This is a genomic window from Fenollaria sp., assembly GCF_057222035.1.
This window is the reverse complement of the sequence record NZ_JBXXYC010000001.1, coordinates 56,432-80,292: the sequence shown is the minus strand read 5'-3', so window position 1 is coordinate 80,292 and position 23,861 is coordinate 56,432. Positions and strand designations below refer to the sequence as shown.

Below are 23,861 nucleotides of genomic sequence, written 5' to 3'. Positions count from 1 at the left end.
CATTTTTATTTTTCTTTTTATTTTATTTTTAATCATTTACATTCATATTTGAAAGAGCCTTTGCTTGCATTGCTAAACCTACCATTATCATAGTAAAATCTACAACTGGTTCTGTCCACCAAACAGCCGCTGCTCCAAATACTCTTGGTAATATAAGTAAGGCTGGAACAAGTAGTATTAGCTGTCTTAACATTACAATCATTCCAGCTTTTTTTCCATCCCCTATCGCTTGGAAAAAAGTTATTGTCATAATCATAATTCCATAAAGAATAAATACTGAATAGAACATTCTGAAATTATTAACTCCACTTGAAATTATATCCTGACTTACTTTAAATAAACCAAGTAACTGTTTTGAAAATACTTGTGCTGGTAACCAAAAAATTGCCGCAAGTACTGTTCCTCCTATAGAAAATATCTTCATAGTTTCCTTTACTCTATCGTATTGTTTTGCTCCAAAGTTTGTACCAATAATCGGCTGTAATGCCTGACTCATTCCCCAAATTGGTATAAATGAAAATCCATAAAATCTCAAAGTTGCAGACATTAATATTGCATTTGGATCTCCTCCATATCTAAAAGCTTGTCTATAAAGCAATGTTTGTTGAACCATGAAAAATACTTGCATGATCATAGCTGATACTCCTACTCCAAACATTTCCTTTGATATATCTTTTTCTTTTTTTATTTTCTTTATTTTTACATTTTCACTTTTACTCTTAAAATAATAAAGAGTAATAACCGCTTGAATTATTTGTGCTGTTACAGTTGCTATAGCTGCTCCCTCAATGGCATAATCACCCATTAATTTCATTAGTATTGGATCAAGAGCTATATTGATAAAGGCACCAAGTCCCATGATACTCATTGCTCTTTTCATAAGTCCTTCACCACGCATAACCATATTGGCTGACTGGGTAAAGTTTACAAAATTTGAGCCTAGAAATATTATTCTTAAATACCTTATGCCTAATGCCTTTATTTCTCCTGTTGCTCCAATTAAATCTAAAAAATATGGTCCTAGAAGTATTCCTCCTATTGTTATGATCGTTGAAAAAAATACAATCCAATAGATAAGATTTCCCATAAGCTTGTCTATAGTATCTTTATCACTCTTTCCCATGGCTCTTGATAAAATTGATGCCGAACCTATCCCTATAAGCGTTGCAATCCCATTATTAAAAAATGTAAGTGGCATAGCTATTGAGCAAGCCGCCATAGCATTCTCACCAATTATTTGTCCAGCAAATATTCCATCCATAAGTGGATATAGACCTATAACCACCATGCCAATTACTGCTGGTATAGATAATTGAAACATTAAAGACAATGGCTTCTTGGTCAACAACTGTTCTTTCATGTTTTGTTTCATTTTTAGTTCTTTCAATATATAAATTCTTCTGCCATTTTTGTTTTTTCTATTAAATTCTTGTAAACTTTTGATTTTTGTAAAAGCTCTTCATGTTTGCCTTCGCTTTCTACTTTTCCGTTTTCAAGAACTACTATCTTGTCTGCATTTTCTATGGATTTCATTCTGTGTGAAATGATTACAACTGTCTTATCTTTAACTAAATTATTTAAAGACTCTTGAATTTTTTTCTCGTTGTCAACATCAAGGCTGGCTGCTATCTCATCTAAGATTAATATTGGTGCATCTTTTAAGAAGGCTCTGGCTATTGATAATCTTTGTCTTTCTCCTCCTGATAGTTCAGCTCCGTTCTCACCAATAACTGTATCGAAACCCTTATCCATCTTTTCTATAAAATCTGTACAGTTTGCAAGTTTTGCTGCTCTTTTAACCTCTTCATCACTTGCATCTTGCTTACCAAGTCTAATATTTTCCATAACGCTTTGATTAAAGAGAACCACATCTTGGAAAACTATTGAAACCTTGTCAAATAGAGATTCTGTTGATATTTCTTTTATGTCTTTGCCGTCGATTAAGATTTGTCCCTCATCATAATCATAAAGTCTTGATATAAGTTTCAAGATAGTTGTTTTACCACATCCGCTTGCACCTACCAAAGCAGTAACCTCTCCCTGCTTAGCTTTAAAACTTACACCATTTAAAACTTTTGCGTCTTTATTGTAAGCAAACTCAACATCTTTTAGATCAATATCAAATTTTTTTAAGCTATAGTCATCGCCTTCTTGTAAATCTTGATTTTGAATTTCTTTTAATCTTTCAATTTTTGGCGTTAAATAAAATATTTCCATCAAGCCCGCTTTAGATGCATCTAAAGCGTCTTTTATCTTCATAGCAGCTAGTAAATATCCTATAAGGTAGAGAGAATTTATCTCTTTATTAATAATTAGATTTACGCCGACAAATATCACAACAGCAAGAGATATAAAGCTAAATATTGAAGATATAGACAAAGTTAAAATTGTAGTTACTTCGTACTTTAAGTGTACTCTCTCACTATCTTCCATTTTTTTATATAAATCATCTTTAATATCCTTCGATAAATTATATGCTTTAATCTCCATTTGCATTTCGATATTTTCTTGAAAGCTTTCTGAGTTTTTTCTTAAGACATCATAATGTCTATTCTGTCTATTAACCTGATATTTTTTAGATAAAGGTATAAATATAAAGCTTAAAATAGATGGAATAATTACAGCTAAACCCATCTTCACATTGCCCGCTAGCATCATTACAGACATTAATGGGAAAAACAGTACCATGCCGCCCACCTTTGGTATTGCGTGGCTCATTGCATGCTCTATGCCTGCAATATCAGCCATGATTGTTTGTGAAATGTCGGAAATATCATGCTTAGAAAAGTAAGATAGAGGTAGTTTTGATAAATTCTCCGCTGTCCTTATTCTTAAATCTGCACTTTCTTGATAGGTTGTGTTATATAATTTATCGTATTCGATAGAAAGCAAAATATACATTGCTATCAAAGTCAAAACTGAGAATCCTATATAAAAGCCATTGCTTTTGCCCATATTTTCCAAAACTTCCTGAGCAAAAATCATAAGTAATATGGCAGGAAGCATGTTTATACAATAAACGAAAAATGTAGCCAGTGTTGCTTTACTTAAATTTCTTGCTCCTTTATCTGTAAGAGCAAATCTTTTTTTATAAAACTCTTTCATTTGAAACCCTCCATTCATTCGCACTGTTAAACATCTCTTGCAGGCTCTTATACCTTGTATCTTTTGACATTAATTCTTTGTCAGACCCTCTTTCTATAATTTTTCCACTATCCATAACAATAATTTCATCAAGGTCTTTAATTGTAGATAGTCTGTGTGCAATCATGATAACTGTTTTGTCCTTCATAAGATTTTTGAAAGCTTTTTGCAATTCAAACTCATTATCTGGGTCAATAGATGCTGATGCCTCATCCATAATAATAATTTTTGAATCCTTTAAAATTGCTCTAGCAATTGCAATTCTTTGTTTTTCTCCACCAGATAAATAAACTCCTTTTGAGCCTATGACAGTATTTTCTCTTTCTGGGAATTTGTCTAATATCAAATCGCATCCTGCTAATTTTAAGGCTCTCATAACATCATCTTTTGTCGCTTCTTTATTAGCTAATGCAACATTGTCATAAATACTTCTTTTGAATAATTTTGAATCTTGAAATACAAAGGAAATGGCTTTAATTAAGGCTTCGTCAGAATATTCACTTATTGGAATCCCGCCTATCTTTATGCTTCCTTCATTAACATTGTAAAAACCTGATATAAGTTTTGCTACTGTTGATTTGCCTGATCCAGATGAACCGACTAGTGCATAGGACTTTCCATCTTCTAATTTAAAGGATAAATTTTCAATAACAGCTTTATCGTTATAAGCAAAGCTTACATTCTCAAATTCTATATTATAGTTTTTAAAATTATTGACATTGCCATGGACCAATTTGTCTTTTTGCATATCTTCGTAAAGTGCCTCTAAGGTATCTACTGCATAATTTCCTTGAGAAATATACATGGAGTACCACATTATTCTCGTGAATGAAACAAAGAGAACTCCTGATAAAAATATAATCATGATAAGCTCAAGTAAAATCACCTTTGCGCTACCTAAGCTTGTCATAAAATAAACTATAGGAATAATTAAAATTGCAATCAGTCCAAAAAATAACCATTGATATAAAACATAAGGTTTTTTACAAGATAGGGAATAATCATAAGCATACTTTGAGTAATCTTTTATCGCCTTATAAAAACTTTTAAAAGACTCTACATTTGCTCTAAATATTTTTACAACCTGCATTCCTCTCACATACTCAACAGTTTCAGCACTTAGTTTAGATAGGGCCTCTTGGTATATCTTCATAAATTTTCCCTCGCCCATCATCGCCCCTAAAATTAAGCCGCCAATTATAGTAAGAGCAAGCAAAGTTATACCAACCCTTATACTTACTATAAAGCCAAGTACAAGGACAAGTACGGGTGTAACTATTGCCTGAGAGCTATCTGGAATCATGTGAGCTACAACCTGATGAGTTTGTGCTGCATTATCATCTATGATCTTTCTTATCTGACCAGATGGATTTAAGTCAAAGAACCTAAAACTTGCTTTCTCTAAGCCATCAATCCCCCTCTTTCTTAAATTTGTTTCAAGCCTAAATCCCAATATATGTGAAAACAGTCCTGAGACAAAATAAAATATCGCTCCACTTGTTAGTGTAATAACAGATTTTAATGCTATGCTCTCTGCACCAGATAAATTTGAATTAATTATTAACTTATCTAGAAATTTGTAGATTAAATAATATCCATATACCGTAAGTACAGCAGATATAGCAGAAAAAACTATAGCTAAAAATCCGAGATATTTTTTATCCTGTACATAAGCAAATAGTTTTTTGTAAATTTTCATAATCATCTCCCCTTTCTTTGATATTCCTTTTAGATAAAATTTTCTTTGCTAGTAAATATTATCCTTGCTTTTTTATTATACATCAGCTATAATTAATTATGCAATAGCCGCGGCTAACTAAGTCTATTAGGAATATTGTCTAAAAGGGATAGGTGTATTATGACATATTGTGAATTTGTAAAAGAATGTATGCAAGTTGATGAATGTAAAAACAATAAGAAGTACTCAAGTGCAGGGCACACTTTTTGTTGGAATAAAGATAACTCTACTTATGCGGAAGGCCTTTATTGGGTTTATGAAGGAGACGGCTACATTATTGATATACATGATTTTTATATCAGTGAGGAAGTAGTTAAAAATAGTACCTATAGCATGGAAGATTATGTGTCGATATACACAAGCTACATAGTCAGCGCGAATGGCGAAAAATTTAATCCTTATCAAACACTTACTGCAAACTCATTATGTACTTTTGATTTTGATAATATACGAGATGATTTTCTATTTTTATTACATGAGAATTGTTATTATCTTACCGTTTCCATTGGCTTTAAAAAGGAGCTCTTAGAAAAACATCTAGCAGCTATAAATATAGATACAGAATCATTTTATTCTACTTTACTTCAACCGAATCAAATAATTCTTACAAAGTCCTTAGAAAAAGTGGCTATGGAAATTCTAAATTGTAAGATGGATGCCCCTGCCGCAAATTTTTTCTTTAAAGCTAAGGCAAATGAGTGGATAAGTATAGTTATTGACACATACTTAAATAGAAAAAAATATAAAATTGAAATTGATGATGATAAAGCGCTTGAAGATGTCGCTAGGTTTCTAGAAGATCATTTTGCAACTAATGTAAATCAAGGTACTCTTGAAAAAATATCTAAAATGAGTGGAACTAAACTAAAAAATCTATTCAAAGAAAAATATGGTCAAAGCATTACAGAATATACTCAAAGAAAAAGAATGAATGTAGCTGAAACGCTTCTACTAAACACAGGACTGCCTATAAAAGAGATAGCAGAGTCCGTTGGATACACATCTGCAAGCAAATTCTCAATTTATTACAAAAGATACAAAGGAAAACTTCCTAGTGAGGTACGAAATTCAGTTTGCAATCACCACGAGATAAAATGTGATCACTGCGAATAAAATAGCAAAGAAAGAATAAAATAGCAATGAAAAAATAAAATAGCAAAGAAAAAATAAAATAGCAAAGAAAAAAGGTCTAGATATAACTAGACCTTTCTTATTGAGGCTCATACATGAAAATAATCTCATGCACCCGACATGAAAAAGAGCTCCATAATAGGAGCTCAATATAAATTATTTAATTACTCTTCTAGCTGCGACAAATCTTGGCAAATAATAACCTGAGTCGATGTCTGAAATAACAACACTCATTAGCTGTCCACTTGATGCATGGACCATCTTGCCGCCCCCTATATAAATACCTGCATGTGATATACCAGAACCTGATGTGTTAAATAAAAGTATATCACCAGGAAGTAAATCTTCTCTCTCAACAGAAACCCCACATGAAACAAGAGCTGCTGATGATCTTGGAACAGTTATACCTAAAACACTCTTGTAGCAATAATAAACTAAGCCAGAGCAGTCGAAGCTATCTGGTCCAGCTGATGCGAATACGTATGGCTTACCTATTTGCGATTTAGCAAAATCTATAAGTCCAGCGACATCGTTTCTGCCAGCGTATGCTGATCTGTCTACTTCCACTTTTTCTTCTTTCACTTCTGTTAATGATATATCGTTCTTATGAGCTTTAAATGAATTAGTTCCATCACTTAATGTAAATGTTTGTCCGTCATAAGCAATTACACTAACCTTATCGTTTCTCTTTAATGCAAGAGTTTTATCTCCTGACTTTAAAGTCTTATTAACCTTTGAATATGCTTGTGTTGAATTAGCTTCTTTGATATTTTCCAAATCTTTTATATCAACAAAGCCAACTCTCTTCTTGGAGTCTACAAATATGTATCCATCGTCACTTTTTTGTAATAACTCAATAGTGTCTCCTGGTAGCAAGTAATCAAAAGGAGCAAGTCCCTTAGACGCAGCAATACCTGTAAATGACACTACTTTATACATCTTTGTATCTTTGTGCGTAACTATCAAATAATCTTTAGAAATATCTATAACTTTTCCGCTTTTACTAACTGTATATGAGTCATTATCTTCATTTATTATGTTAACAATTTCTTTATCGCTAAATTTTACATTATCTTTGCTAACGAAAGGTTTAACCATAACGCCATAGTCTTTAAATCCGATCAATGAGATTAGAAATAAAGAAACTAGCAAAACGCATGATCTGTGATTTGAGTTTTTCATTATATTACCTCCCTTAGGTACTAGATATTATATAATAAAATAATAAAAAAATCAAGGAAAATCTTAAATTTCCCTTGATTATCAAATAAATTTTTTAATTTTTTCTTAATTTTAATACTTTAGTAGTACGTTATTTATCTTCTTTCTTTACAATTTCTTTAGTATCGATTTCTTTTTTTATTCTAGTGATAAAGTCATCTAGTGATACTTTTCCTTGATCTCCTAGGTCTCTATGTCTAATAGTAACTGTATTTGTATTAACTTCTTCTTCACCTATTATTAACATATACTCAACTTTTTCAACTTGTGCCTCTCTTATCTTCTTGCCAATCTTTTCATTTCTATCATCAAGAACAACTCTGTATCCTTTTGATTTTAGTTCATCGTAAACAGATTTTGCATAGTCGTTGAACTTTTCTGATATTGATAATATCTTTACTTGTACTGGTGCAAGCCATAGTGGGAACTTACCTATAAATTGTTCGATAAGTATTCCTAAGAATCTTTCTAGTGAGCCAAATAAAGCTCTGTGAAGCATAACTGGTCTCTTCTTTTCGCCATTTTCATCAACGTATGTTAAATCGAAGTTAATTGGCATTTGGAAATCTAGCTGAATAGTTCCGCATTGCCATGTTCTGCCGATAGCATCTTCTAGGTGGAAGTCAATCTTTGGTCCGTAGAAAGCGCCGTCACCTTCGTTTATAGTGTATTTAATACCTCTCTTTTCAAGTGCTGACTTAAGTGCCGCTTCAGCTATATTCCAAGTTTCTATCTCGCCCATGAAATCATCAGGTCTTGTTGATAATTCAACTGAGTATTTGAAACCGAATGTGCTGTATAAATAGTCTGCTAGGTCTATCATCTTAAATACTTCGTCTTCAACTTGTGATGGCAAGCAATATACGTGAGCGTCGTCTTGAGTAAATGTTCTTACTCTGAATAATCCGTGTAATGTACCAGAAAGTTCGTGTCTGTGTACTTGACCAAACTCAGAAAGTCTGATTGGAAGCTCTTTGTATGAGTGTTGGCTGTTTGCGTATACTATAGTTGAGCCTGGGCAGTTCATTGGTTTGATTGCATAATCTTTATCATCTATCTTAGTAAAGTACATATTTTCTTTATAGTGATCCCAGTGACCGCTTCTGTGCCATAGGTCTTCATTTAAGATGATAGGTGTTAAAATTTCGCCATAACCATTCTTAGCTAAAACATCTCTCCACCATGATAAAAGCTCGTTTCTAACGACCATTCCATTTGGATGGAAGAATGGGAAGCCTGGTCCTTCGTCATGCATGCTGAATAAATCCATCTCCTTGCCAATCTTTCTGTGGTCTCTAAGCTTTGCTTCTTCAAGTCTTGCTAAATGCTCATCAAGCATCTTCTTCTTAGGGAAGGATACAGCATAAATTCTTTGAAGCATTTCATTGTGCTCGTCTCCTCTCCAATAAGCGCCTGCAATTGAAAGTAGTTTAAATGCTTTAATCTTTGAGATGTCATAAAGGTGTGGTCCTTTGCATAGGTCAACGAAGTCACCTAATTTGTAGAATGAAATATGAGCATCTTCTGGAAGGTCTTCGATTAATTCAACCTTATACTTTTCTCCAAGTTTCTTGAAGTGTTCAATCGCTTCATTTCTAGGCATTTCATATCTTTCAAGAATACCGCCTTCTTTAACTATGGCAGTCATTTCTTTTTCTATCTTTTCAAAATCTTCTGGAACAAATCTATGTTCTGTATCGAAGTCATAGTAAAAACCATCGTCAATTGATGGACCTATCGCGAATTTAACGTCCTTGTATAATCTTTGTATTGCATAAGCCATAAGATGGGCTGATGTATGCCAAAATATAGCCTTACCTTCTTTGTCTTCAAATTTAACAAATTTTACTTTACTATCTTCTTCTAGCGTTTCTTGTAAACCCATTGTTGTGCCATTAACAACGGCTCCTAATACATCTCTTAATAATACTTCTGATATGTCTTTGCACACATCATAAAGTTTGACTCCTTTTTCATACTCTCTACTTGAGCCATCAGGTAGTGTTACATTAATTTTTGACATTTTTACCTCCTATAATATTAATGGTGAAATAAAAAAGGCCCACCATCCCTCAAGGGACGATGAGACCGTGGTTCCACCCTAATTACTTCTTTTCTAGAGCTATAACGTGCTCAACTCCGTGATTCCTTTCGGATCCGATTCAAGGTTAGTCTTCATATAAATGCTTATAGGAAAATCACAGCCAGCATTCCCTCTCTTGATAAGCTTAAGTATACTACTCTTCCTCTCATTATCTTTAAATATTAATTTATTATATAGTATCACAAAGACTTTGCTTTGTCAATAGTTTTTTGGCGCATCTAAAAGGAGTCGAACCTTTGGCCTGCTGATCCGGAGTCAGCTGCTCTATCCACTGAGCTATAGATGCGAATAGTTTTTAATCATTTATACTTATAACTATGAGATGATTATTCAATGGATTTATAAAAATATAAATTTATGTATAAAAAAAGAAGTGCGAACACTTCTTTTGGTGCGGGAAAGAGGACTTGAACCCCCACGTCGTTGACACTAGATCCTAAGTCTAGCGCGTCTGCCAATTCCGCCACTCCCGCATGTTGGTGATCCATCCGCGACTCGAACGCGGGACACCCTGATTAAAAGTCAGGTGCTCTGGCCGGCTGAGCTAATGGACCAAATTTTAAAAAAATTATGGGGTGGATAATGAGATTCGAACTCATGACCTCCAGAGCCACAATCTGGCGCCCTAACCAACTAGGCTATACCCACCATATCTCTGGAATTAAGATCACTTACTATGTTCAGCCAAACTAGTCAGTTCTCTTAACAAGTACTTTGCTATTATAACAAATAAAAGAAAGCTTGTCAAGTCCTTTTTTAAAAAATCTTTACATTTTATTAATTTCTTTTATTTATTATTTAGTAAGTGCCTAATCTCATCAAGCACTCGTTTATTATACAACTATTATCCATCTTTGTCAATAGTTTTTTTAAATTTTTTTAATTTTTTTGTTTTTTTAAGCGTCCAAGGTTCTTTTGATTATATAAGAATAGTATTACAGCTGAAAGTAAAATTAAAACTATACCTATATATTCTATCGGTTCAATCTTGTCTCTAAAAATTATAAAGCCAAGTATCGCTGAGAATATAACTGATGTGTAGTTATATGTACTTACCTCGCCTGCTGGTGCATATAGATATGCAATTGTTAATAAATATTGACCTAAGCCTCCAAATACGCCTATAAGGACTAACCATAACCAATCAATTGGAAGTGGGTTCTTATATGTTAGTACTAAAGGTACAATTAAGCAAGCACATGTAACTGCGCCAAAAGCAAGCATAATTCTATATGGGTTCTCAGTTTTTCCAAGCGCACCTATTATAGTATAGGCTCCTGCTGCGAAAACTGCTGAGAATATGCCTGATAGTGCTGGAATTAAATTGTAATTACCAGATGGATTTGTTACTAAATAGGCTCCAACAAAAGCAACGACTAGTGACATGATATGAAATCTTGTTAATTTTTCATTTAAGAATATCGCCGCAAATATCATTACAAAGAAAGGTGAACTCTTTTGTAAAATGGCTGCATTTGCTGTTGGCAGATTCTTTGTTGCATAAAAATACATAACTGCGCCGAATAAACCTAAAAAGCCTCTAAAAAATAGAGCAACTCTATGTTCTTTTACAGGAACTAGACTTTCTCCATGTTTTTTAAGCATTACAATGCTAAATATTGATAATAAGAAATTTCTAAAAACAACTTGTAAAAATATGCTTACACCTTCTGATGTAAGTTTAACAGCTATCTGCATTAGTGAAAATGCTAATGCAGACGCTATCATACATAATATACCCTTGGTTTTATCTTTCATTATTTAAATACAACCTCCATTATTTCTTTATCTAAGTCTAAGCTTCCATCTTCTTTAAGCTTCAAGCTAAAGTCCTTAGTCTTATCGCCATTCTTAACAGTAAAAACAAACTTATCAAGATCGCTGTCTGATATAGCTAGCTTTAATCCAAATTTTTTACCTAAAGTAAATGACTCACCATCTCCATCAGAGTCGCTTGATTTAATCACAAGATCAGTCTTGTCATCCTTTGGTATGATTAGATATTCTTTAGCATCGTCATTCTCGCTAAGACGTAATTCTTTTACATTGTATGCGGCAAATAAATCTTCCTTGTCATTGTTATAAGTAACGTTTGCTATAGCAAGGATTTCATCATCTTTAAATTCGTCAAAATACTTGATATTTACCTTGTCCTTCATATCTCCAGCTTCTTTTTTGTCATCTTTTTCTTCAGCCTTATCATCAGCTTTATCTTTTTCTTCTGTTTTTTCTTCACTAGCAGTTTCAGTCTTCTTCTCTGCTTCCTTAGTGCTAGGTACTGAGCAAGCAACGCTTAGTAATGATATTGCTAATAGTAATGAAATTAATATTTTTTTCATAATAACCTCCAAAAAATAATCTCTAATAAATATTATACACTTGATAAATATAATTGTCAACACGATAAAAATCTATAAATAATATAGAAAACTGCTGGCACATGGCTCAGCAGTTAAAATTATATCTCAATTAATCTAAGAACTGTGACTAAAACTTCCTGTCTTGTCATATTCTTTTTTGGGTTAAATTTTTGCTTTGTATCGCCAAGAAGCATACCCTTTTTAATAACGCTATCAATTGCGCTAAGAGCCCATTTGCTCGCATCATCGTATTTAAGTTTATTCTCAAACTTGTCTTCCGCCTTAATTATGCTAGAGAGTTTATCCAAGATTACAGCTACTTCTTCTCTTGTAATTTTTCTATCTGGTCCAAAAGTTTTATCCTTATTATAAGTTAATAAATTTAATTTATATGCTTTCTTCACGGCAATAGATTTTGTGTCATTGACTTCTTCTTTTTCAAAATCCTTAATTGTCTTTTTGTACTCAAGTGCCTTGATTAGTGATTCAATAAATTCAAGTCTAGTCGCACTCGCCATCATATCCTCTCTCATCGACTCAGTTACCAAGCCAAGTATATCTGCTTTATGAATAAAATCAGTCGCCCACGAATCATAATTTTTCGCATTTAGAATATATTTAAAAATAATAACGTTTGAAAAATCACCTTTTTTAGCGTTTATTATAGGTCTTATCCTAATTTCAAGGCTCTTAGAAAATTTTATTTCTTCTTTAAAACTGTGTACATATTTGCGAGTTTTTTCTTTATATTCAAGTGTGATGAGATTGTCAAAATCTTCGCTAAGCCATTTGTGATTATCTATTTTGTAGTCAAGCTCCAAATTTTGATAAGCTTCATTAGTATCGATTTCAATCTCGATTTTATTATTTTCAAATTTAGCTGATTTAATATTTATAGTTTTGATAGCATCCTCAGCTATGAGCCTAGGTGAAGCAAGGCTTATTAGCATAGCTATTACAATAAAAATTATCGTCTTTTTCATTAGAATATTGCTATCGGGTTTTTTGCTATATACATTCTTAAGAAATAAATTAATAATAAATGAACTGGATAGAATGCATAGAAGAAATATTTAAAACCCTTTCCCCTTTCTCCATTATATAAATACATTAGTACGAAGGCTGTCATTTGATAATAAAAGCCATAGAAAAAGCGTGTTGACATACCAACCATGAGATTTTGGAATTTATTAAATCTTACAAAATACATTAAGATTATTAAAATTACACCAAATATATCATAATCAGTTCTTAAAAATTTGGCTGCAAATATACAAAGTAATACGCCAGCTATCCTTATAAATGGCTGATTTGCAAATTTTTCTATGATGATAAGTGCTGCTAAGCCTAAAAATAATGTAAAGAATACGTTTTGATAGTTTGGATCAAAAATTGTGTTTGAACTTACTAGGTCGAATGGCACTTCTGAAATAAAAGCGAATATAAATAATCTTAGTGCATATTTCATTCTATTTCTTGTATGCATAAAGCCTTGAACTATGAAGAAACAGAAGAGTGGAAAGGCAATCCTGCCAATAACTATCCTACCAAAGAAGTGAATTTTATCCATCATATCGCCTGTTACGTATGATCCGCCAATGGTGATGTTTGCAGCGCTGATTATATTTTGATATAAGCCCACTTCAAAAATTCCGTATACTAAATGATCAACGAGCATTGATAGTATCGCTATAAACTTAAGCTGTGTTTGGTTTAATCCCCAAATTTTTTTATTTTCAAATAATTTTGTTTGCGCTTCCATTTTAATCTCCGTAATTTAGTTTATTAATGATAGGAAAGCCGTCTATAACTTCAATCTCGCATATTCTAGCGTTTTCTATCTTAAAATTGTAATAAGTTTCTTTCTTGCCGATAACTATGGACAATATAGTCTTGATAAAACCCTCGTGCGATATAACAACTATGTCCTCATCAAGCTTTGACTTCTCTTCATAAAATTCTTCTGCGCGCTTCCTTAGATCTGTAAATGATTCGCCGCCAGGAAACTTAAATGTATATGGCTCTTCAAAACGCTTCTTTGTCTCTTCTGGATATAATTTTTCAAGCTCATCGAATGAATGTCCTTGAAACTCGCCTAAATCTATCTCCCTAACTCTCTCATCAATCTCGTATGACTTAACACCAAGTAGATCAGCTGTCTCTTGAGCTCTGAGTAAATTTGATACAATGACTTTTTTATCACTTATATCAGCGTACTCATCTCTTAAGGTCTTTACCTGTGCCTTGCCATTAGCCGATAATTTAGTATCGACGCGTGATGTGATCTTTTTTAAATTGTCTTCTGATTCGCCATGTCTTATTAAATAAAATTTCATATTACCCCCACTAAATAATGAATAAATTCACTGTTTCAGATAATTCTATGGCTGCGCCAATAATATCTCCTGTTGCGCCATCTATTTTCTTAAGTGAAATTATATATAATATTATAAAAATTATTGCTTCGACAATTAAATACATTAAAACTTTGTAATCAAATAAAATGCTCGCTACTATAATTACAAAATTCATAAAATTTATTAGAAAAATATTTTTGCTATCTTTAAATGTCTTGAACAAAGTGCTGCTATCAGCGCTTTTAAAGTAGATAAACGCATTCATTGCAAGTGTTTTTGAGTAAATAAATATAAATATGTAGTCCCATTTAAAGCCTTGCACAGCTAGCTCTCTAAAAGCAAAAAATTTCGCAGCAAGTACTATGACTATGCTTATTACGCCAAAAGTACCGACTGTAGAATCTTTCATTATGGCCTTCATTCTGTCCTTGCTTCTATTTGATAAAAAGGCATCGGCTGTATCAGATAGACCATCCATGTGCAGCGCGCCTGTTATAGCCAGATAAAAAATTATATTTAGTAATGCAAGTAAATCCATGGATATTTTATCACGCAAAAATATTGTCGGAACAAATGTGAATAAAGCTATAATTAAGCCAACAAAAGGAAAGAAACATAGCATTTCTCCTATGTTTTTCTTATTAAAATCAATTCCTATATTTATTGGCACTCTAGTTAAGAATTGCAAGGCTAGTATTAGTCCCTTCACTTTATCTTCACTCCTATGGACGCGATAACGTAATAAACCTCGTCCGCATTTTTAGCGATGTATTGATTGATTTTTCCGTGCATGTCTCTAAATAATCTCGATAATTTTGCTTCTGGCACAAGTCCTGCACCAAGCTCTGATGAAACGATAATTAAATCAGCATCCATTTCTTTTATATTTTTAAATAGAGACATAAATTCATCTACAACAAGTTTTTCTACTAAAGATGCGTCTTCGTCAGTAATATCCCTATCTTTAATGTGATCAAAAAGTATGTTTGTGAGCATATTTGTCACGTCATCAAGAAAATAGTATTTAGTCTTCATATCGATGGACGCAAAATTATCATAAGCTTCTATGGTAGTCCACTTGGTATTGCGCCTTTCTTTATGAAGTGCAATTCTATTTGCAAATTCTTTGTCGATGGCTTTGGCAGTGGCTATGTATGTCACGTCATCGACACCTTTATAAATTTCTTCAGCAAATTCACTCTTGCCGCTTCGTGCTCCGCCTAAAACAAGCTTAATCATTGTCTTTATTCATTGCTTTTTCAAGATTTGCGATATATTCTTCTGCCTTTTTTTGATTGTACTCTCTAAACTTTTTTATTATATAATCATAACCCTTTGGTCTATGAGGTAATAAACAGTCAGAGCAGTCCTTAATACCAGCTGCCATCTTGTAATTGCCGCCGCACTCTTCCATTAGATATAAAGGACAGTAACAGAACAAGCAGTTAAAATCCTCAGTGTTATCAACTTTATGGCAAGGCATGTATGCACATTTCTTGTTATTAAAAAATCTATATGAATCTTCCATAATTAGCCTCCACGTAATTAATTAATTCATCTATGCTATGTATAGCATTTTCTTCTTCTCTTGTAATTATAACACAAATAATATTTGTTTGTAAACAAGCATCAAGTTTAGCGTCAGTTCCGCCTACCTTGCCGCTTTCTTTGCTCACTAAATACTTTATATCGTACCTATTGATCAAAGCGACATTTTCTTCAAGTGTGAAGGGACCCATCTGAGCAATGATGTTTTTCATTTCGATATGATTGTCGTCGCAAACCTTTATGCTCTCAGCACTCGGCAAGACTCTATAGATAAATCTATTCTTGCCCTTCACTTTTTCAAAATCTTTTATCCTGTTTGAACCAGTCGTGAATAAAAAATTTTCTTCTTTTTCTTTTAATGTGTCAATATATTTAAAAGCCGCCTCATAAGATGGCACTCTAACTATATTATCTTTTTCTTCGTAATCTAAAACGCTTCTCGCATAACGAAGATATTTTATATTCATCTCTTTCGCTGCCTCTGAAGCGTTCTTAGTTACTTCAACTGCAAATGGATGTGACGCATCTATAATCATGTCGATATTGTTTTTCGAGATAAAATCTTTAAAGCCGTCCTTATTCATCCTGCCCATGATTAAATCCTTCGACGCATAAAGTTTTTTTCCGCTCTCTGTCGCTACCGATAGATATAATTCGTACTTGTCCTTAAGTCTTTCGTATATCTCTTCGCCTTCGCTTGTGCCGCCTATGATCAGTATCATAGCTTGTATCCTCTAGGCGTAATGAACTTGCCATTCTTAATATAGCTTTGGCTATTGCCAATGATGACAGTCGTGTTCATCTCGCAAAAATCATAATCAACGTCATCAAGCGTACTTATCTTATAGTCCATGCCTTCTCTTAGAGCGTTTTTAACCATGGCAATAGGTGTCGATGCACTTCTATATTCTCTAATTATATCAAGCGCTTCTTTTAAGTTATCTACTCTCTTTTTGCTCTTTGGATTATATAGAGCGATAACCATGTCAGCATCAGCGCAGTTCCTAACCCTCTTTAGAATAAGATCCCAATCAGTAAGTAGGTCTGATAAGCTGATTAAAGCTGTGTCATGCATTAAAGGCGCGCCAACAACGCTCGCTGACGAGAACGCAGCGCTCACGCCCGGAACTACCTCGATATTTATACTTGAATCTATTTCATAAACAAGACCAGCCATGCCATATAGACCTGAGTCGCCTGTTGAAATAATGGCAACAGTCTTGCCTTTATTGTACTCATCGATAGCAAGCTGACATCTTTCTTTTTCGCCAGTCATGCCAGTTTTGATAATTTCTTTGCCAGCTATAAAGTCCTCTACATAATCAAGGTACTTTGTATATGCGACTATGGTTTCTGCTTCTTTAATCGCATCCACTGCCTTAAAAGTCATATTTTCTTTTGAACCGGGTCCTATGCCCACAACATATAATTTATTCATTTTATATCTCCTCTGTAATTGAAAATGTTATTGAATCGATAATCTTTTTTGTTAAAATAATTTTGCCGCCAAGTAGTTTCGCCGCCGCCTCACTAACTGAGTAAGCACCTGTAATCTTCTTAACAAAATCAGACTTTTCCGAGACATCTACCTCGTTAAGTTCATCTGCTGTATAAAAAATTAGCTCTCTATCATATTTTTTGCAAAGCTCTAGAAGAGCCTCTTCGTCTTTTTTTATATCGATTGAGCCAAAACGCTTAATTGCCTTTGGATTTATGTCCATCTCTTTAAGAATTTCTTGAAAAGCTTTTTCTAAAACATCAAAATCAGTTCCTCGTCTTAAACCTATGCCCATATTGTATTTTTTCTTGATGATGTAAAGAGTATTTTTATCATCATTTTCATTATAGCTTTCATCTTGGATTATGGCGTAGTCCGCTTCACTTCTATCGTTCGTGAACTTTTCATATTTAAAATCAAAATCATCTGCATCTAGATAAATTTTTTTATTATTTACTATGGCGCCCATAATTATTGTAAGAGCTTCTCTTGAGTTATATGCAAAATCATTGTCTCTTAAATAAATGTCAAGCGCTTCTATGCCTCTATTGTCAGACGCTGTTGTTATGACAGGCTCTGCGCCTATGGTCTTAGCAATATCAATAGCAAGCTCATTTGCCCCGCCTATGTGACCAGAAAGAAGCGATATAACATGCTTTGCCTTGTCGTCAATCACAAGAACTGCTGGATCTGTGTATTTATCCTTGATTAAATGAGCAATTTTACGAACTGCTATGCCAGTAGCGCTAATGAAAATTATTGTTTCAATTGAAGACCATTCTTTTTCTAAAACTTTATCAATATTTTTATCTTTATAAAAAATTTCTGCATCAAAGCTAGCTGCTATGGTTTTTGCTATAGCAAGACCAGCCTCAGTGTAAGTGATAATGATCTTATTCATGTGCTTTTCTATACTCAGTCGAGAAGCCTGGGTCATAAAGTTTACTTCTTTCGTAATGAGCATTAATAAAGTTGCCAACAAGTATCAGTGCGTGCTTAGTAATATTGTGCTCTTTGGCATCTTTTACGAGATTTGCAATGTTTGTATAAATAATTTTTTCGTCAGCCCAAGTCGCCTTATAAGCGATGACAACTGTTGTGTTTGGATCTTCGTAGCCTTCAAGTAAAGCCTCTTGAACCTTTTCTGTTAGTGAAGCCGATAGATAGATTGCCATAGATGTCTTGTGCTTAGCTAGCTCGGCTAGTTTTTCAGTCTCAGGCACCTTAGTCCTTCCCTCCATACGAGTGATGATGAGAGTTTGACTCACTTCAGGTAGAGTGAATTCCTTAGCTATCCTAGCGCAAGCGGCTGTGGCACTTGTAACGCCTGGAATCACTTCGTATTTGTATCCAAGTAAGTCCAGCGTATCTATTTGCTCCTTAATTGCTCCATATATACTTGGGTCGCCTGTATGTAGTCTAACTGTGTTTAAACCAGCCTCCTCTGCTTTTGTAAACTCTTCTATAACTTCTTCCAAAGTCATCTTAGCTGAGTCAAATACCTTTGCGCCCTCTTTTATCCCAGATAATATATCCTTCGATACTAAAGAGCCAGCATATATAATCACGTCCGCTGCATTTAATAATTTTAGTCCCTTAACTGTAATTAAATCACTATCCCCAGGTCCTGCACCTACAAAACTAATCATTCTTTTCACCTCTCACAATAATCACCGGATTTTCAGCTATCATCATCTCAAGCTTCTCCGCCCTAGACACATTTATCATGTATGTATCAATGTTTTTATAATTTCTCTTTTTTAGTAAATCTTTAAATTCATAAGCATTTTCAAAAATAATAAAACTAGCGATTACAGTAAAATTATTTTTTTCATCAAGCTTATCCATAATGCTCTCTAAATTTTTTCCTGAGCCGCCGATGTAAACCTTGTTAAAATCAGCTCCATCCATTCCCTCAGGCGCCTTGCCCTTTATGAGCTTAACATTATTTAGGCCAAACTTTTCAAAATTTTTCTTCGCTACCTCTATAGCCTCGTCATTTCTTTCAATCGTAGTGACCTCTTTACAAATCGCGGCCATCTGACAAGTAACGCTGCCTGTGCCCGTGCCTATCTCCAAAACTTTGTCATCTTCACTCACGTCTAGTAAACTCACTATTGCGTTTCTCTTTATGAACTTCGTCATAGGAACCTCACCTCTGATGAAGTCCTCGTCCTTAAACCACTTCATTTATAATAATCACCACCGATAAACTATTTTCTATATCAATCTCATCGTCCGCATCGTAAGTCTTAATTATTTCTCCATTTTGAGATAAATTTGTGCCAACGATAAAATTTCTTTTAATATTTTTTTCGTCCAAATATTTTTTTATAGCCTTTGGATTATTGTCCTTGTCACATAAAACTATAACCTTATCATTATTCATGACTATGGTCTTGAATCCATCATCAAGCTCTCTTCCGTGAAGAGAATATGTTTTTGCCTCGTTCCAATTGACTTGTGCTTTGCTCATTAGGTACTGAAAAGCTGTTATAGACGGAATTACTTCGTCAATGGCTATGCCCTCACGCTTCAGATAATCAACTGCGCCAAAAAATGATGGGTCGCCAGATAATAGTAAAACGCCTTCTTTAATATTTTTTAGATCTTTAACAGAAATTTCATTTATATGAGTGAATTCATCTTCAAGCTCTTCCTTAACCCTTTTAAACGCATATACCTTAGAAGCATTTTTAATAGTCCTATAGGCTCTAACGCTCATATATTCACTTTTACCTGGTCCTACTCCAACAACTATTAACAATCTAATACCCCTTTTTCAAACGAATATACTTTTACATCCACATCAAGCGAATCATCTTTTAAATATGTTTTGACACGCTTTTCACAGCCTTCTTCCATTGCGCACAAAACATCCTTGTAGCCTGCATCATAAAGATAATTGTAGCATTTTTCTGCTGTGATAAACGCATCCACCTCTTTAATGAGCTCATACGGTTTATTCATCATCGCTAAATAATACACAAAAGCCTCCATACGAGTGTCGGCGTTCTTTGAGTGCGTGTTAAATACACCTATTGAAAGCTTAGCAAACTTACCTATGTGACCAATGAGTGTAATTTTTCTAAAACCAATTTCATAAGCCATCTTTAATGAGTCGCCGATGTAATTACTTGTTAAAACTACATTTTCATTTATGCCAATGCTATTGGCTTCTTTAAGACCGTGACTGCCTGGCGTAAGAACGATTTCTCTCGAACCTTTATCAAGATAAAGCGTTTTTATCTCTAAATTTATAGTTTTAAGTAGAGCATCTTCGCTCATAGGCTTAACTAGCCCAGTAGAGCCGATTATCGAGATGCCTCCTTCAATGCCAATGTTTGGATTAAAAGTCTTTTTGCCAATCTCTACACCCATGGGCGTAAATATAGTAACGTCAGCGCCTTTATCAGTTAAAAGCTCGACTTCTTTTGTAATCATCTCTCTTGGCACCTTGTTTATGGCGTATTCGCCTTTCTTGCCGAAGATTGAATCATTTGTATAAATGCCAACGCCTTCGCCGCCTTTGATAATGACCTTGCCATCGTCCCTTAAAGAAACTTTAGAAAATATCTCTATACCATTGGTTTGGTCTGGGTCATCTCCAGCGTCCTTTATAACTGAGCTTATAGCGTAGCCACCCTCCTTTTCATTAGAGTTGATAGCAACGTTAATAGTCTCATTGCAAGGAAGGTCTATATCATATTCGCTAACTGGAGCATCAAGTAAATTTATAAGCGCTGCATGTGTTGCAACAGCCGCGCATGTGCCTGTTGTGTAGCCATATCTAAGGCTTTTACCATCAACTATATCGTATTTATTCATTTTCTGTATAAAATATATAAAAGCGCGTTAATTATTGATGCTGCTACGTTTGAACCGCCTTTGTTGCCCACTGTCGAGATTTGTGCTATGCCTACTTCTCTAAGCGCTTCCTTTGATTCAGCCGCTCCAACGAAGCCGACTGGCACACCAATAACTGCCTTTGGATGAATTTTTTCTTCTTTAATCAGTTCTATGATTCTATATAGAGCGGTTGGTGCGTTACCAACTGAGTATATGGCTATGTCTTCACCTATAGTCTTCTCTATCGCTTGGTAGCTTCTTGTTGTTCCTTTTTCTTTAGCAAGCTCCCTTACGTCGTCGTCCTTAATGTGATTAATGATCTCGCAGTTTAGCTTCTTTAAGCTAGTTTCATTCACGCCAGCCATAGTCATTCTTGTATCAGTATAAATCTTGGCACCATTTTTAAGCGCATCGAGTGCTTCATCAAGAAAATTATTTCTTATATCAATTATGTTTTTATAATCAAAATCGCCTGTCGAGTGAATCATTCTCTTCACTATAAGCTTTTCAGTATCACTAAATTTTGTTCCTTCAAGCTCCTTATCGATTATGTCCATACTTGTGTTTTCAATATTCATGGGATTGTTGTCGTAATTATACATCATTTTCACCTCTTAAACTATCTATCTTTTTATAAAAATATTCTTCATCTTGAACAAAGGAAATATTTTGCTCAATCGCAACGACTCTTTCGTTTGCAAAAGAGCTCGTCCAAGTGTCTTCTCTATATGGTTTTTCTACCTTAAATAAATTAAATTCGTTATCACTTAAGCTGCTCTTATGAAATTCTTGTGAATGGAAAATTTTGTCTTGATCAAACAAAAAATTCTTTCTAAGTGCTTTTAGATAAGCGTAACCAAAGTTATGAAGCCTTTTTTCACTAACAGCCTTGCCATTCATAAGGCCAAGCATCTTGTGCTCATTAAAGCTTTCTGCTAAAAAGTAAGTCGCTTCACCTTCGGTAAATATTTTTCCGCCATTATCATAATATTTTTTTATGCTTTCTAAGGATTTTGATTTTTCGATTATCTCTAAATAATCTTTTAAATTGCCTCCGCCAATGTAGAGTAAATCAGCTTCAGGAACTTCTTCCTCGTCTAGCACAGAAAAATATTTCACATTAAAATATTTTTCTAGAAAATCAATATTCTCTTTGTAATAGAAATTAAATGCCTTGTCATAGGCTATCGCTACTCTAGTTTTTGATTTTGGAAAATCTTTTTTTGCTTCTGTCTTTGCCGCTTCGAAATATTTTAAAAGTTTTTCAAAATCTATCTCTTTTTCTAATTTTGCAGCTATTCTGTCAAGCTTCTCATCAAAAGCCTTGATATCGCTTGGCAGTTCTAGTCCAAGGTCCTTGTCCTCTATAAGAAAGTCCTCGTCCATTTCGATATTGCCAAAAACTTCTAAGCCAAGTTCTTTTTCTACTAAATCCTTATATATCGTATATAATTTTGCATGTGTTTTATTAAATATGACGCCAACAATATTATCAGCGTAGTCTGTAAAGCCTTTTAGCTTAGCAATTAGTGAAAACATCTCGCCCTTTGGTGTAAGTACTAAAACTGTCTTTAGTCCCAAAGCTTTTGCATTAGCATAAGTTGATGCCTCCATCGTATTATATATGCCGTCTAGGTAGCCCATAACACCTTCTAGAACACAGTAGTCCGCATCACTTGCGCCTACTTCAGTCGCGCCACTCTTTTGCATGAAGATGTCAACATTACCATAGTCACCCTTAGATGCGAATGAGCCGAGCCTTGAATCGATAAAATCGGGTCCACTCTTAAGGTACTTCACTTTATTATTTTTATTCGCAAGCAGTCTTGCCAAAGCTAAACTTATAGTTGTCTTGCCGCTATTTGAGTTCATTGCGGCTATGCATATGCCTTTCAATTTTCTATCTCCCTTAGTTTTTCGATTAAATAATCATTCTCTTCACGAGTTCTTATCGCAAGGCGAATATAATTTTTGTCGATATTCTTGTAGCCTTGCATCCTTCTTATTAATATACCCTTTTCGAGCATAATCTTATACATTTCTTCGTCATTAAGTTTTTTTAATTTAATTAAATAAAAATTCGCATCACTATCTATCATCTCAAAATTTTCAAAATCTTTATATAAATTTTTTAATCTATTTCTTTCTTCTTGATAATATTTTTTTGTTTGGCTTAAATATTCTTCACTATTTGCCAATAATTTTGCTGCTTCATTTTGTATAAAGCCAGTCGACCAAGCAAGACTCAATTCATCGTAGTAGTCCTTGAAATCTTTTGACGCATAAGCAAAGCCAAAGCGCACGCCTGGCAAAGCAAATGTCTTTGTCATGGCTCTTACAATAATCACGTCTTCATCCTTAAATAATTTTATGCTGTCATAATCATGCATAGTAAACTCAATAAATGCCTCGTCAAGCAAAACTGTCGCGCCATGCTCTTTGCAAATCTCTTGCGCCTTAATTAGTTCTTCTTTTTTTAATAATCTGCCATTAGGATTATTTGGGTTAGTGAGTATAAGTAAGTCACCCTTCTTTAAAATATTTAATTCATCAAAATTTATTTTAAAATCCTTATAATTTATTCTAATCAGTTCTTTTTTGTAAACACTCGCTCTAAGCTCGTACTCGTAAAACGAAGGGTCAAAAATAACCACTCGACTCGCCCTGTGTATCGCCTTATCAATTATCTCTATAGACCCATTGCCCAGGATAATATTAGACGCATCACAAGCCAAGTAAGTGGCTACATTATCTATCGCTTCTCTCGCCTTTATGTCGGGATAAACATTGACATGGTCAAAATCTTCCCTGATAATTGAGAAAAGTCTTTCGTTCATATTAAATACGTTTATGTTAGAGCTGAAATCTATGAGTTTTTTATCATAATCATAAAAATTGGCTCCGTGCATAA

General features: G+C 33.9%; 24 protein-coding genes and 4 tRNA genes. 1 reads left to right on the top strand and 27 read right to left on the bottom strand.

What is annotated here, in order from left to right; translation table 11 throughout:
* Nucleotides 1–28: 28 nt before the first annotated feature.
* The 3 genes from AC2UOP_RS00410 to AC2UOP_RS00400 are packed head-to-tail and all read right to left on the bottom strand — an operon-like array spanning nucleotide 29 to nucleotide 4,843.
* A complete protein-coding gene (locus AC2UOP_RS00410; RefSeq protein WP_484832275.1) occupies nucleotides 29–1,387 on the bottom strand; it encodes an MATE family efflux transporter in 1,359 nt (452 codons plus the stop codon).
* On the bottom strand, nucleotides 1,384–3,105 hold the full coding sequence (locus tag AC2UOP_RS00405; protein ID WP_049690827.1) for an ABC transporter ATP-binding protein: 1,722 nt from the start codon (nucleotides 3,103–3,105) through the stop codon (nucleotides 1,384–1,386). The genes AC2UOP_RS00410 and AC2UOP_RS00405 overlap by 4 nt, the downstream gene beginning before the upstream one ends.
* Nucleotides 3,089–4,843, bottom strand: a complete 1,755-nt coding sequence (locus AC2UOP_RS00400; protein WP_484832274.1) for an ABC transporter ATP-binding protein — start codon at nucleotides 4,841–4,843, stop codon at nucleotides 3,089–3,091. The genes AC2UOP_RS00405 and AC2UOP_RS00400 overlap by 17 nt, the downstream gene beginning before the upstream one ends.
* A gap of 189 nt (nucleotides 4,844–5,032) precedes the next feature.
* Between AC2UOP_RS00400 and AC2UOP_RS00395 the strand changes: the two genes are divergently transcribed.
* The gene (locus AC2UOP_RS00395; RefSeq protein WP_484832273.1) at nucleotides 5,033–5,995 is read left to right on the top strand and encodes a helix-turn-helix domain-containing protein; all 963 of its coding nucleotides are present in this window, start codon (nucleotides 5,033–5,035) and stop codon (nucleotides 5,993–5,995) included.
* A 174-nt stretch (nucleotides 5,996–6,169) separates the two neighbouring features.
* On the opposite strand, the gene AC2UOP_RS00390 is transcribed toward AC2UOP_RS00395, so the two are convergent.
* The 24 genes from AC2UOP_RS00390 to AC2UOP_RS00275 form a co-directional block, all read right to left on the bottom strand.
* Nucleotides 6,170–7,195 carry a C40 family peptidase gene (locus AC2UOP_RS00390; protein WP_484832272.1) on the bottom strand — a complete coding sequence of 342 codons (1,026 nt, stop codon included), beginning with the start codon at nucleotides 7,193–7,195 and terminating at the stop codon, nucleotides 6,170–6,172.
* A 130-nt stretch (nucleotides 7,196–7,325) separates the two neighbouring features.
* Nucleotides 7,326–9,257 carry a threonine--tRNA ligase gene (thrS, locus tag AC2UOP_RS00385; protein WP_484832271.1) on the bottom strand — a complete coding sequence of 644 codons (1,932 nt, stop codon included), beginning with the start codon at nucleotides 9,255–9,257 and terminating at the stop codon, nucleotides 7,326–7,328.
* A 291-nt stretch (nucleotides 9,258–9,548) separates the two neighbouring features.
* Nucleotides 9,549–9,624: transfer RNA gene (locus tag AC2UOP_RS00380), tRNA-Arg, on the bottom strand.
* A gap of 103 nt (nucleotides 9,625–9,727) precedes the next feature.
* Nucleotides 9,728–9,811 (bottom strand) — tRNA-Leu (locus AC2UOP_RS00375).
* Between the two features lie 4 nt (nucleotides 9,812–9,815).
* Nucleotides 9,816–9,892, bottom strand: a tRNA-Lys gene (locus AC2UOP_RS00370).
* 17 nt (nucleotides 9,893–9,909) lie between these two features.
* A tRNA-His gene (locus AC2UOP_RS00365) sits at nucleotides 9,910–9,986 on the bottom strand.
* Nucleotides 9,987–10,217: 231 nt separating this feature from the next.
* Entirely contained in the window at nucleotides 10,218–11,096 is an 879-nt protein-coding gene (locus tag AC2UOP_RS00360) for a DMT family transporter (RefSeq protein ID WP_484832270.1), read from the bottom strand.
* Nucleotides 11,096–11,677: a hypothetical protein gene (locus tag AC2UOP_RS00355; protein WP_484832269.1), complete on the bottom strand. Its 582-nt coding sequence runs from the start codon at nucleotides 11,675–11,677 to the stop codon at nucleotides 11,096–11,098. The genes AC2UOP_RS00360 and AC2UOP_RS00355 overlap by 1 nt, the downstream gene beginning before the upstream one ends.
* A 119-nt stretch (nucleotides 11,678–11,796) precedes the next feature.
* On the bottom strand, nucleotides 11,797–12,681 hold the full coding sequence (locus tag AC2UOP_RS00350) for an S-layer homology domain-containing protein (RefSeq protein ID WP_484832268.1): 885 nt from the start codon (nucleotides 12,679–12,681) through the stop codon (nucleotides 11,797–11,799).
* Complete coding sequence (locus AC2UOP_RS00345) at nucleotides 12,681–13,460, bottom strand: TraX family protein (RefSeq protein ID WP_484832267.1); 780 nt, start codon at nucleotides 13,458–13,460, stop codon at nucleotides 12,681–12,683. The genes AC2UOP_RS00350 and AC2UOP_RS00345 overlap by 1 nt, the downstream gene beginning before the upstream one ends.
* 1 nt (nucleotide 13,461) lies before the next feature.
* A complete protein-coding gene (locus AC2UOP_RS00340) occupies nucleotides 13,462–14,034 on the bottom strand; it encodes a histidine phosphatase family protein (protein WP_484832266.1) in 573 nt (190 codons plus the stop codon).
* 10 nt (nucleotides 14,035–14,044) lie between these two features.
* Complete coding sequence (cobS, locus tag AC2UOP_RS00335) at nucleotides 14,045–14,764, bottom strand: adenosylcobinamide-GDP ribazoletransferase (RefSeq protein ID WP_484832265.1); 720 nt, start codon at nucleotides 14,762–14,764, stop codon at nucleotides 14,045–14,047.
* Complete coding sequence (gene cobU / locus AC2UOP_RS00330; protein ID WP_484832264.1) at nucleotides 14,761–15,294, bottom strand: bifunctional adenosylcobinamide kinase/adenosylcobinamide-phosphate guanylyltransferase; 534 nt, start codon at nucleotides 15,292–15,294, stop codon at nucleotides 14,761–14,763. The genes cobS and cobU overlap by 4 nt, the downstream gene beginning before the upstream one ends.
* Nucleotides 15,287–15,583 (bottom strand): cysteine-rich small domain-containing protein, encoded by a 297-nt coding sequence (locus tag AC2UOP_RS00325; RefSeq protein ID WP_249242999.1) that lies wholly within the window; start codon nucleotides 15,581–15,583, stop codon nucleotides 15,287–15,289. Before AC2UOP_RS00325 ends, cobU begins: the two co-directional genes overlap by 8 nt.
* A complete protein-coding gene (gene cobK, locus AC2UOP_RS00320) occupies nucleotides 15,567–16,325 on the bottom strand; it encodes a precorrin-6A reductase (RefSeq protein WP_484832263.1) in 759 nt (252 codons plus the stop codon). The genes AC2UOP_RS00325 and cobK overlap by 17 nt, the downstream gene beginning before the upstream one ends.
* Nucleotides 16,322–17,041 carry a precorrin-3B C(17)-methyltransferase gene (cobJ, locus tag AC2UOP_RS00315; protein ID WP_480020170.1) on the bottom strand — a complete coding sequence of 240 codons (720 nt, stop codon included), beginning with the start codon at nucleotides 17,039–17,041 and terminating at the stop codon, nucleotides 16,322–16,324. Before cobJ ends, cobK begins: the two co-directional genes overlap by 4 nt.
* A 1-nt stretch (nucleotide 17,042) precedes the next feature.
* Nucleotides 17,043–18,002, bottom strand: a complete 960-nt coding sequence (locus AC2UOP_RS00310; protein WP_480020171.1) for a cobalt-precorrin 5A hydrolase — start codon at nucleotides 18,000–18,002, stop codon at nucleotides 17,043–17,045.
* Nucleotides 17,995–18,750, bottom strand: a complete 756-nt coding sequence (gene cobM / locus AC2UOP_RS00305) for a precorrin-4 C(11)-methyltransferase (protein WP_484832262.1) — start codon at nucleotides 18,748–18,750, stop codon at nucleotides 17,995–17,997. Before cobM ends, AC2UOP_RS00310 begins: the two co-directional genes overlap by 8 nt.
* Nucleotides 18,743–19,291: a bifunctional cobalt-precorrin-7 (C(5))-methyltransferase/cobalt-precorrin-6B (C(15))-methyltransferase gene (locus tag AC2UOP_RS00300; RefSeq protein ID WP_484832261.1), complete on the bottom strand. Its 549-nt coding sequence runs from the start codon at nucleotides 19,289–19,291 to the stop codon at nucleotides 18,743–18,745. The genes cobM and AC2UOP_RS00300 overlap by 8 nt, the downstream gene beginning before the upstream one ends.
* A complete protein-coding gene (gene cbiE, locus AC2UOP_RS00295; RefSeq protein ID WP_484832260.1) occupies nucleotides 19,278–19,868 on the bottom strand; it encodes a precorrin-6y C5,15-methyltransferase (decarboxylating) subunit CbiE in 591 nt (196 codons plus the stop codon). The genes AC2UOP_RS00300 and cbiE overlap by 14 nt, the downstream gene beginning before the upstream one ends.
* A complete protein-coding gene (gene cbiD, locus AC2UOP_RS00290) occupies nucleotides 19,862–20,929 on the bottom strand; it encodes a cobalt-precorrin-5B (C(1))-methyltransferase CbiD (RefSeq protein ID WP_484832259.1) in 1,068 nt (355 codons plus the stop codon). Before cbiD ends, cbiE begins: the two co-directional genes overlap by 7 nt.
* Complete coding sequence (locus AC2UOP_RS00285; protein ID WP_484832258.1) at nucleotides 20,926–21,555, bottom strand: precorrin-8X methylmutase; 630 nt, start codon at nucleotides 21,553–21,555, stop codon at nucleotides 20,926–20,928. Before AC2UOP_RS00285 ends, cbiD begins: the two co-directional genes overlap by 4 nt.
* Nucleotides 21,545–22,846 (bottom strand): cobyrinic acid a,c-diamide synthase CobB, encoded by a 1,302-nt coding sequence (locus AC2UOP_RS00280; RefSeq protein WP_484832257.1) that lies wholly within the window; start codon nucleotides 22,844–22,846, stop codon nucleotides 21,545–21,547. Before AC2UOP_RS00280 ends, AC2UOP_RS00285 begins: the two co-directional genes overlap by 11 nt.
* The gene (locus AC2UOP_RS00275; protein ID WP_484832256.1) at nucleotides 22,843–23,859 is read right to left on the bottom strand and encodes a pyridoxal phosphate-dependent aminotransferase; all 1,017 of its coding nucleotides are present in this window, start codon (nucleotides 23,857–23,859) and stop codon (nucleotides 22,843–22,845) included. The genes AC2UOP_RS00280 and AC2UOP_RS00275 overlap by 4 nt, the downstream gene beginning before the upstream one ends.
* Nucleotides 23,860–23,861: the final 2 nt, after the last annotated feature.

Excerpts from the sequence above, each read along its gene's own strand:
- AC2UOP_RS00395 (WP_484832273.1), top strand. The coding sequence starts at position 5,033 with ATGCAAGTTGATGAATGTAAAAACAATAAGAAGTACTCAAGTGCAGGG.
- AC2UOP_RS00400 (WP_484832274.1), bottom strand. The coding sequence starts at position 4,843 with ATGAAAATTTACAAAAAACTATTTGCTTATGTACAGGATAAAAAATAT.
- AC2UOP_RS00275 (WP_484832256.1), bottom strand. The coding sequence starts at position 23,859 with ATGCACGGAGCCAATTTTTATGATTATGATAAAAAACTCATAGATTTC.
- AC2UOP_RS00300 (WP_484832261.1), bottom strand. The coding sequence starts at position 19,291 with ATGAAGTGGTTTAAGGACGAGGACTTCATCAGAGGTGAGGTTCCTATG.
- cobM (WP_484832262.1), bottom strand. The coding sequence starts at position 18,750 with ATGATTAGTTTTGTAGGTGCAGGACCTGGGGATAGTGATTTAATTACA.
- AC2UOP_RS00390 (WP_484832272.1), bottom strand. The coding sequence starts at position 7,195 with ATGAAAAACTCAAATCACAGATCATGCGTTTTGCTAGTTTCTTTATTT.
- AC2UOP_RS00360 (WP_484832270.1), bottom strand. The coding sequence starts at position 11,096 with ATGAAAGATAAAACCAAGGGTATATTATGTATGATAGCGTCTGCATTA.
- AC2UOP_RS00345 (WP_484832267.1), bottom strand. The coding sequence starts at position 13,460 with ATGGAAGCGCAAACAAAATTATTTGAAAATAAAAAAATTTGGGGATTA.
- AC2UOP_RS00285 (WP_484832258.1), bottom strand. The coding sequence starts at position 21,555 with ATGATGTATAATTACGACAACAATCCCATGAATATTGAAAACACAAGT.
- AC2UOP_RS00350 (WP_484832268.1), bottom strand. The coding sequence starts at position 12,681 with ATGAAAAAGACGATAATTTTTATTGTAATAGCTATGCTAATAAGCCTT.
- thrS (WP_484832271.1), bottom strand. The coding sequence starts at position 9,257 with ATGTCAAAAATTAATGTAACACTACCTGATGGCTCAAGTAGAGAGTAT.
- AC2UOP_RS00340 (WP_484832266.1), bottom strand. The coding sequence starts at position 14,034 with ATGAAATTTTATTTAATAAGACATGGCGAATCAGAAGACAATTTAAAA.
- cobK (WP_484832263.1), bottom strand. The coding sequence starts at position 16,325 with ATGATACTGATCATAGGCGGCACAAGCGAAGGCGAAGAGATATACGAA.
- cobU (WP_484832264.1), bottom strand. The coding sequence starts at position 15,294 with ATGATTAAGCTTGTTTTAGGCGGAGCACGAAGCGGCAAGAGTGAATTT.
- AC2UOP_RS00325 (WP_249242999.1), bottom strand. The coding sequence starts at position 15,583 with ATGGAAGATTCATATAGATTTTTTAATAACAAGAAATGTGCATACATG.
- AC2UOP_RS00405 (WP_049690827.1), bottom strand. The coding sequence starts at position 3,105 with ATGAAAGAGTTTTATAAAAAAAGATTTGCTCTTACAGATAAAGGAGCA.
- cobJ (WP_480020170.1), bottom strand. The coding sequence starts at position 17,041 with ATGAATAAATTATATGTTGTGGGCATAGGACCCGGTTCAAAAGAAAAT.
- AC2UOP_RS00310 (WP_480020171.1), bottom strand. The coding sequence starts at position 18,002 with ATGAATAAGATCATTATCACTTACACTGAGGCTGGTCTTGCTATAGCA.
- cbiD (WP_484832259.1), bottom strand. The coding sequence starts at position 20,929 with ATGAATAAATACGATATAGTTGATGGTAAAAGCCTTAGATATGGCTAC.
- AC2UOP_RS00355 (WP_484832269.1), bottom strand. The coding sequence starts at position 11,677 with ATGAAAAAAATATTAATTTCATTACTATTAGCAATATCATTACTAAGC.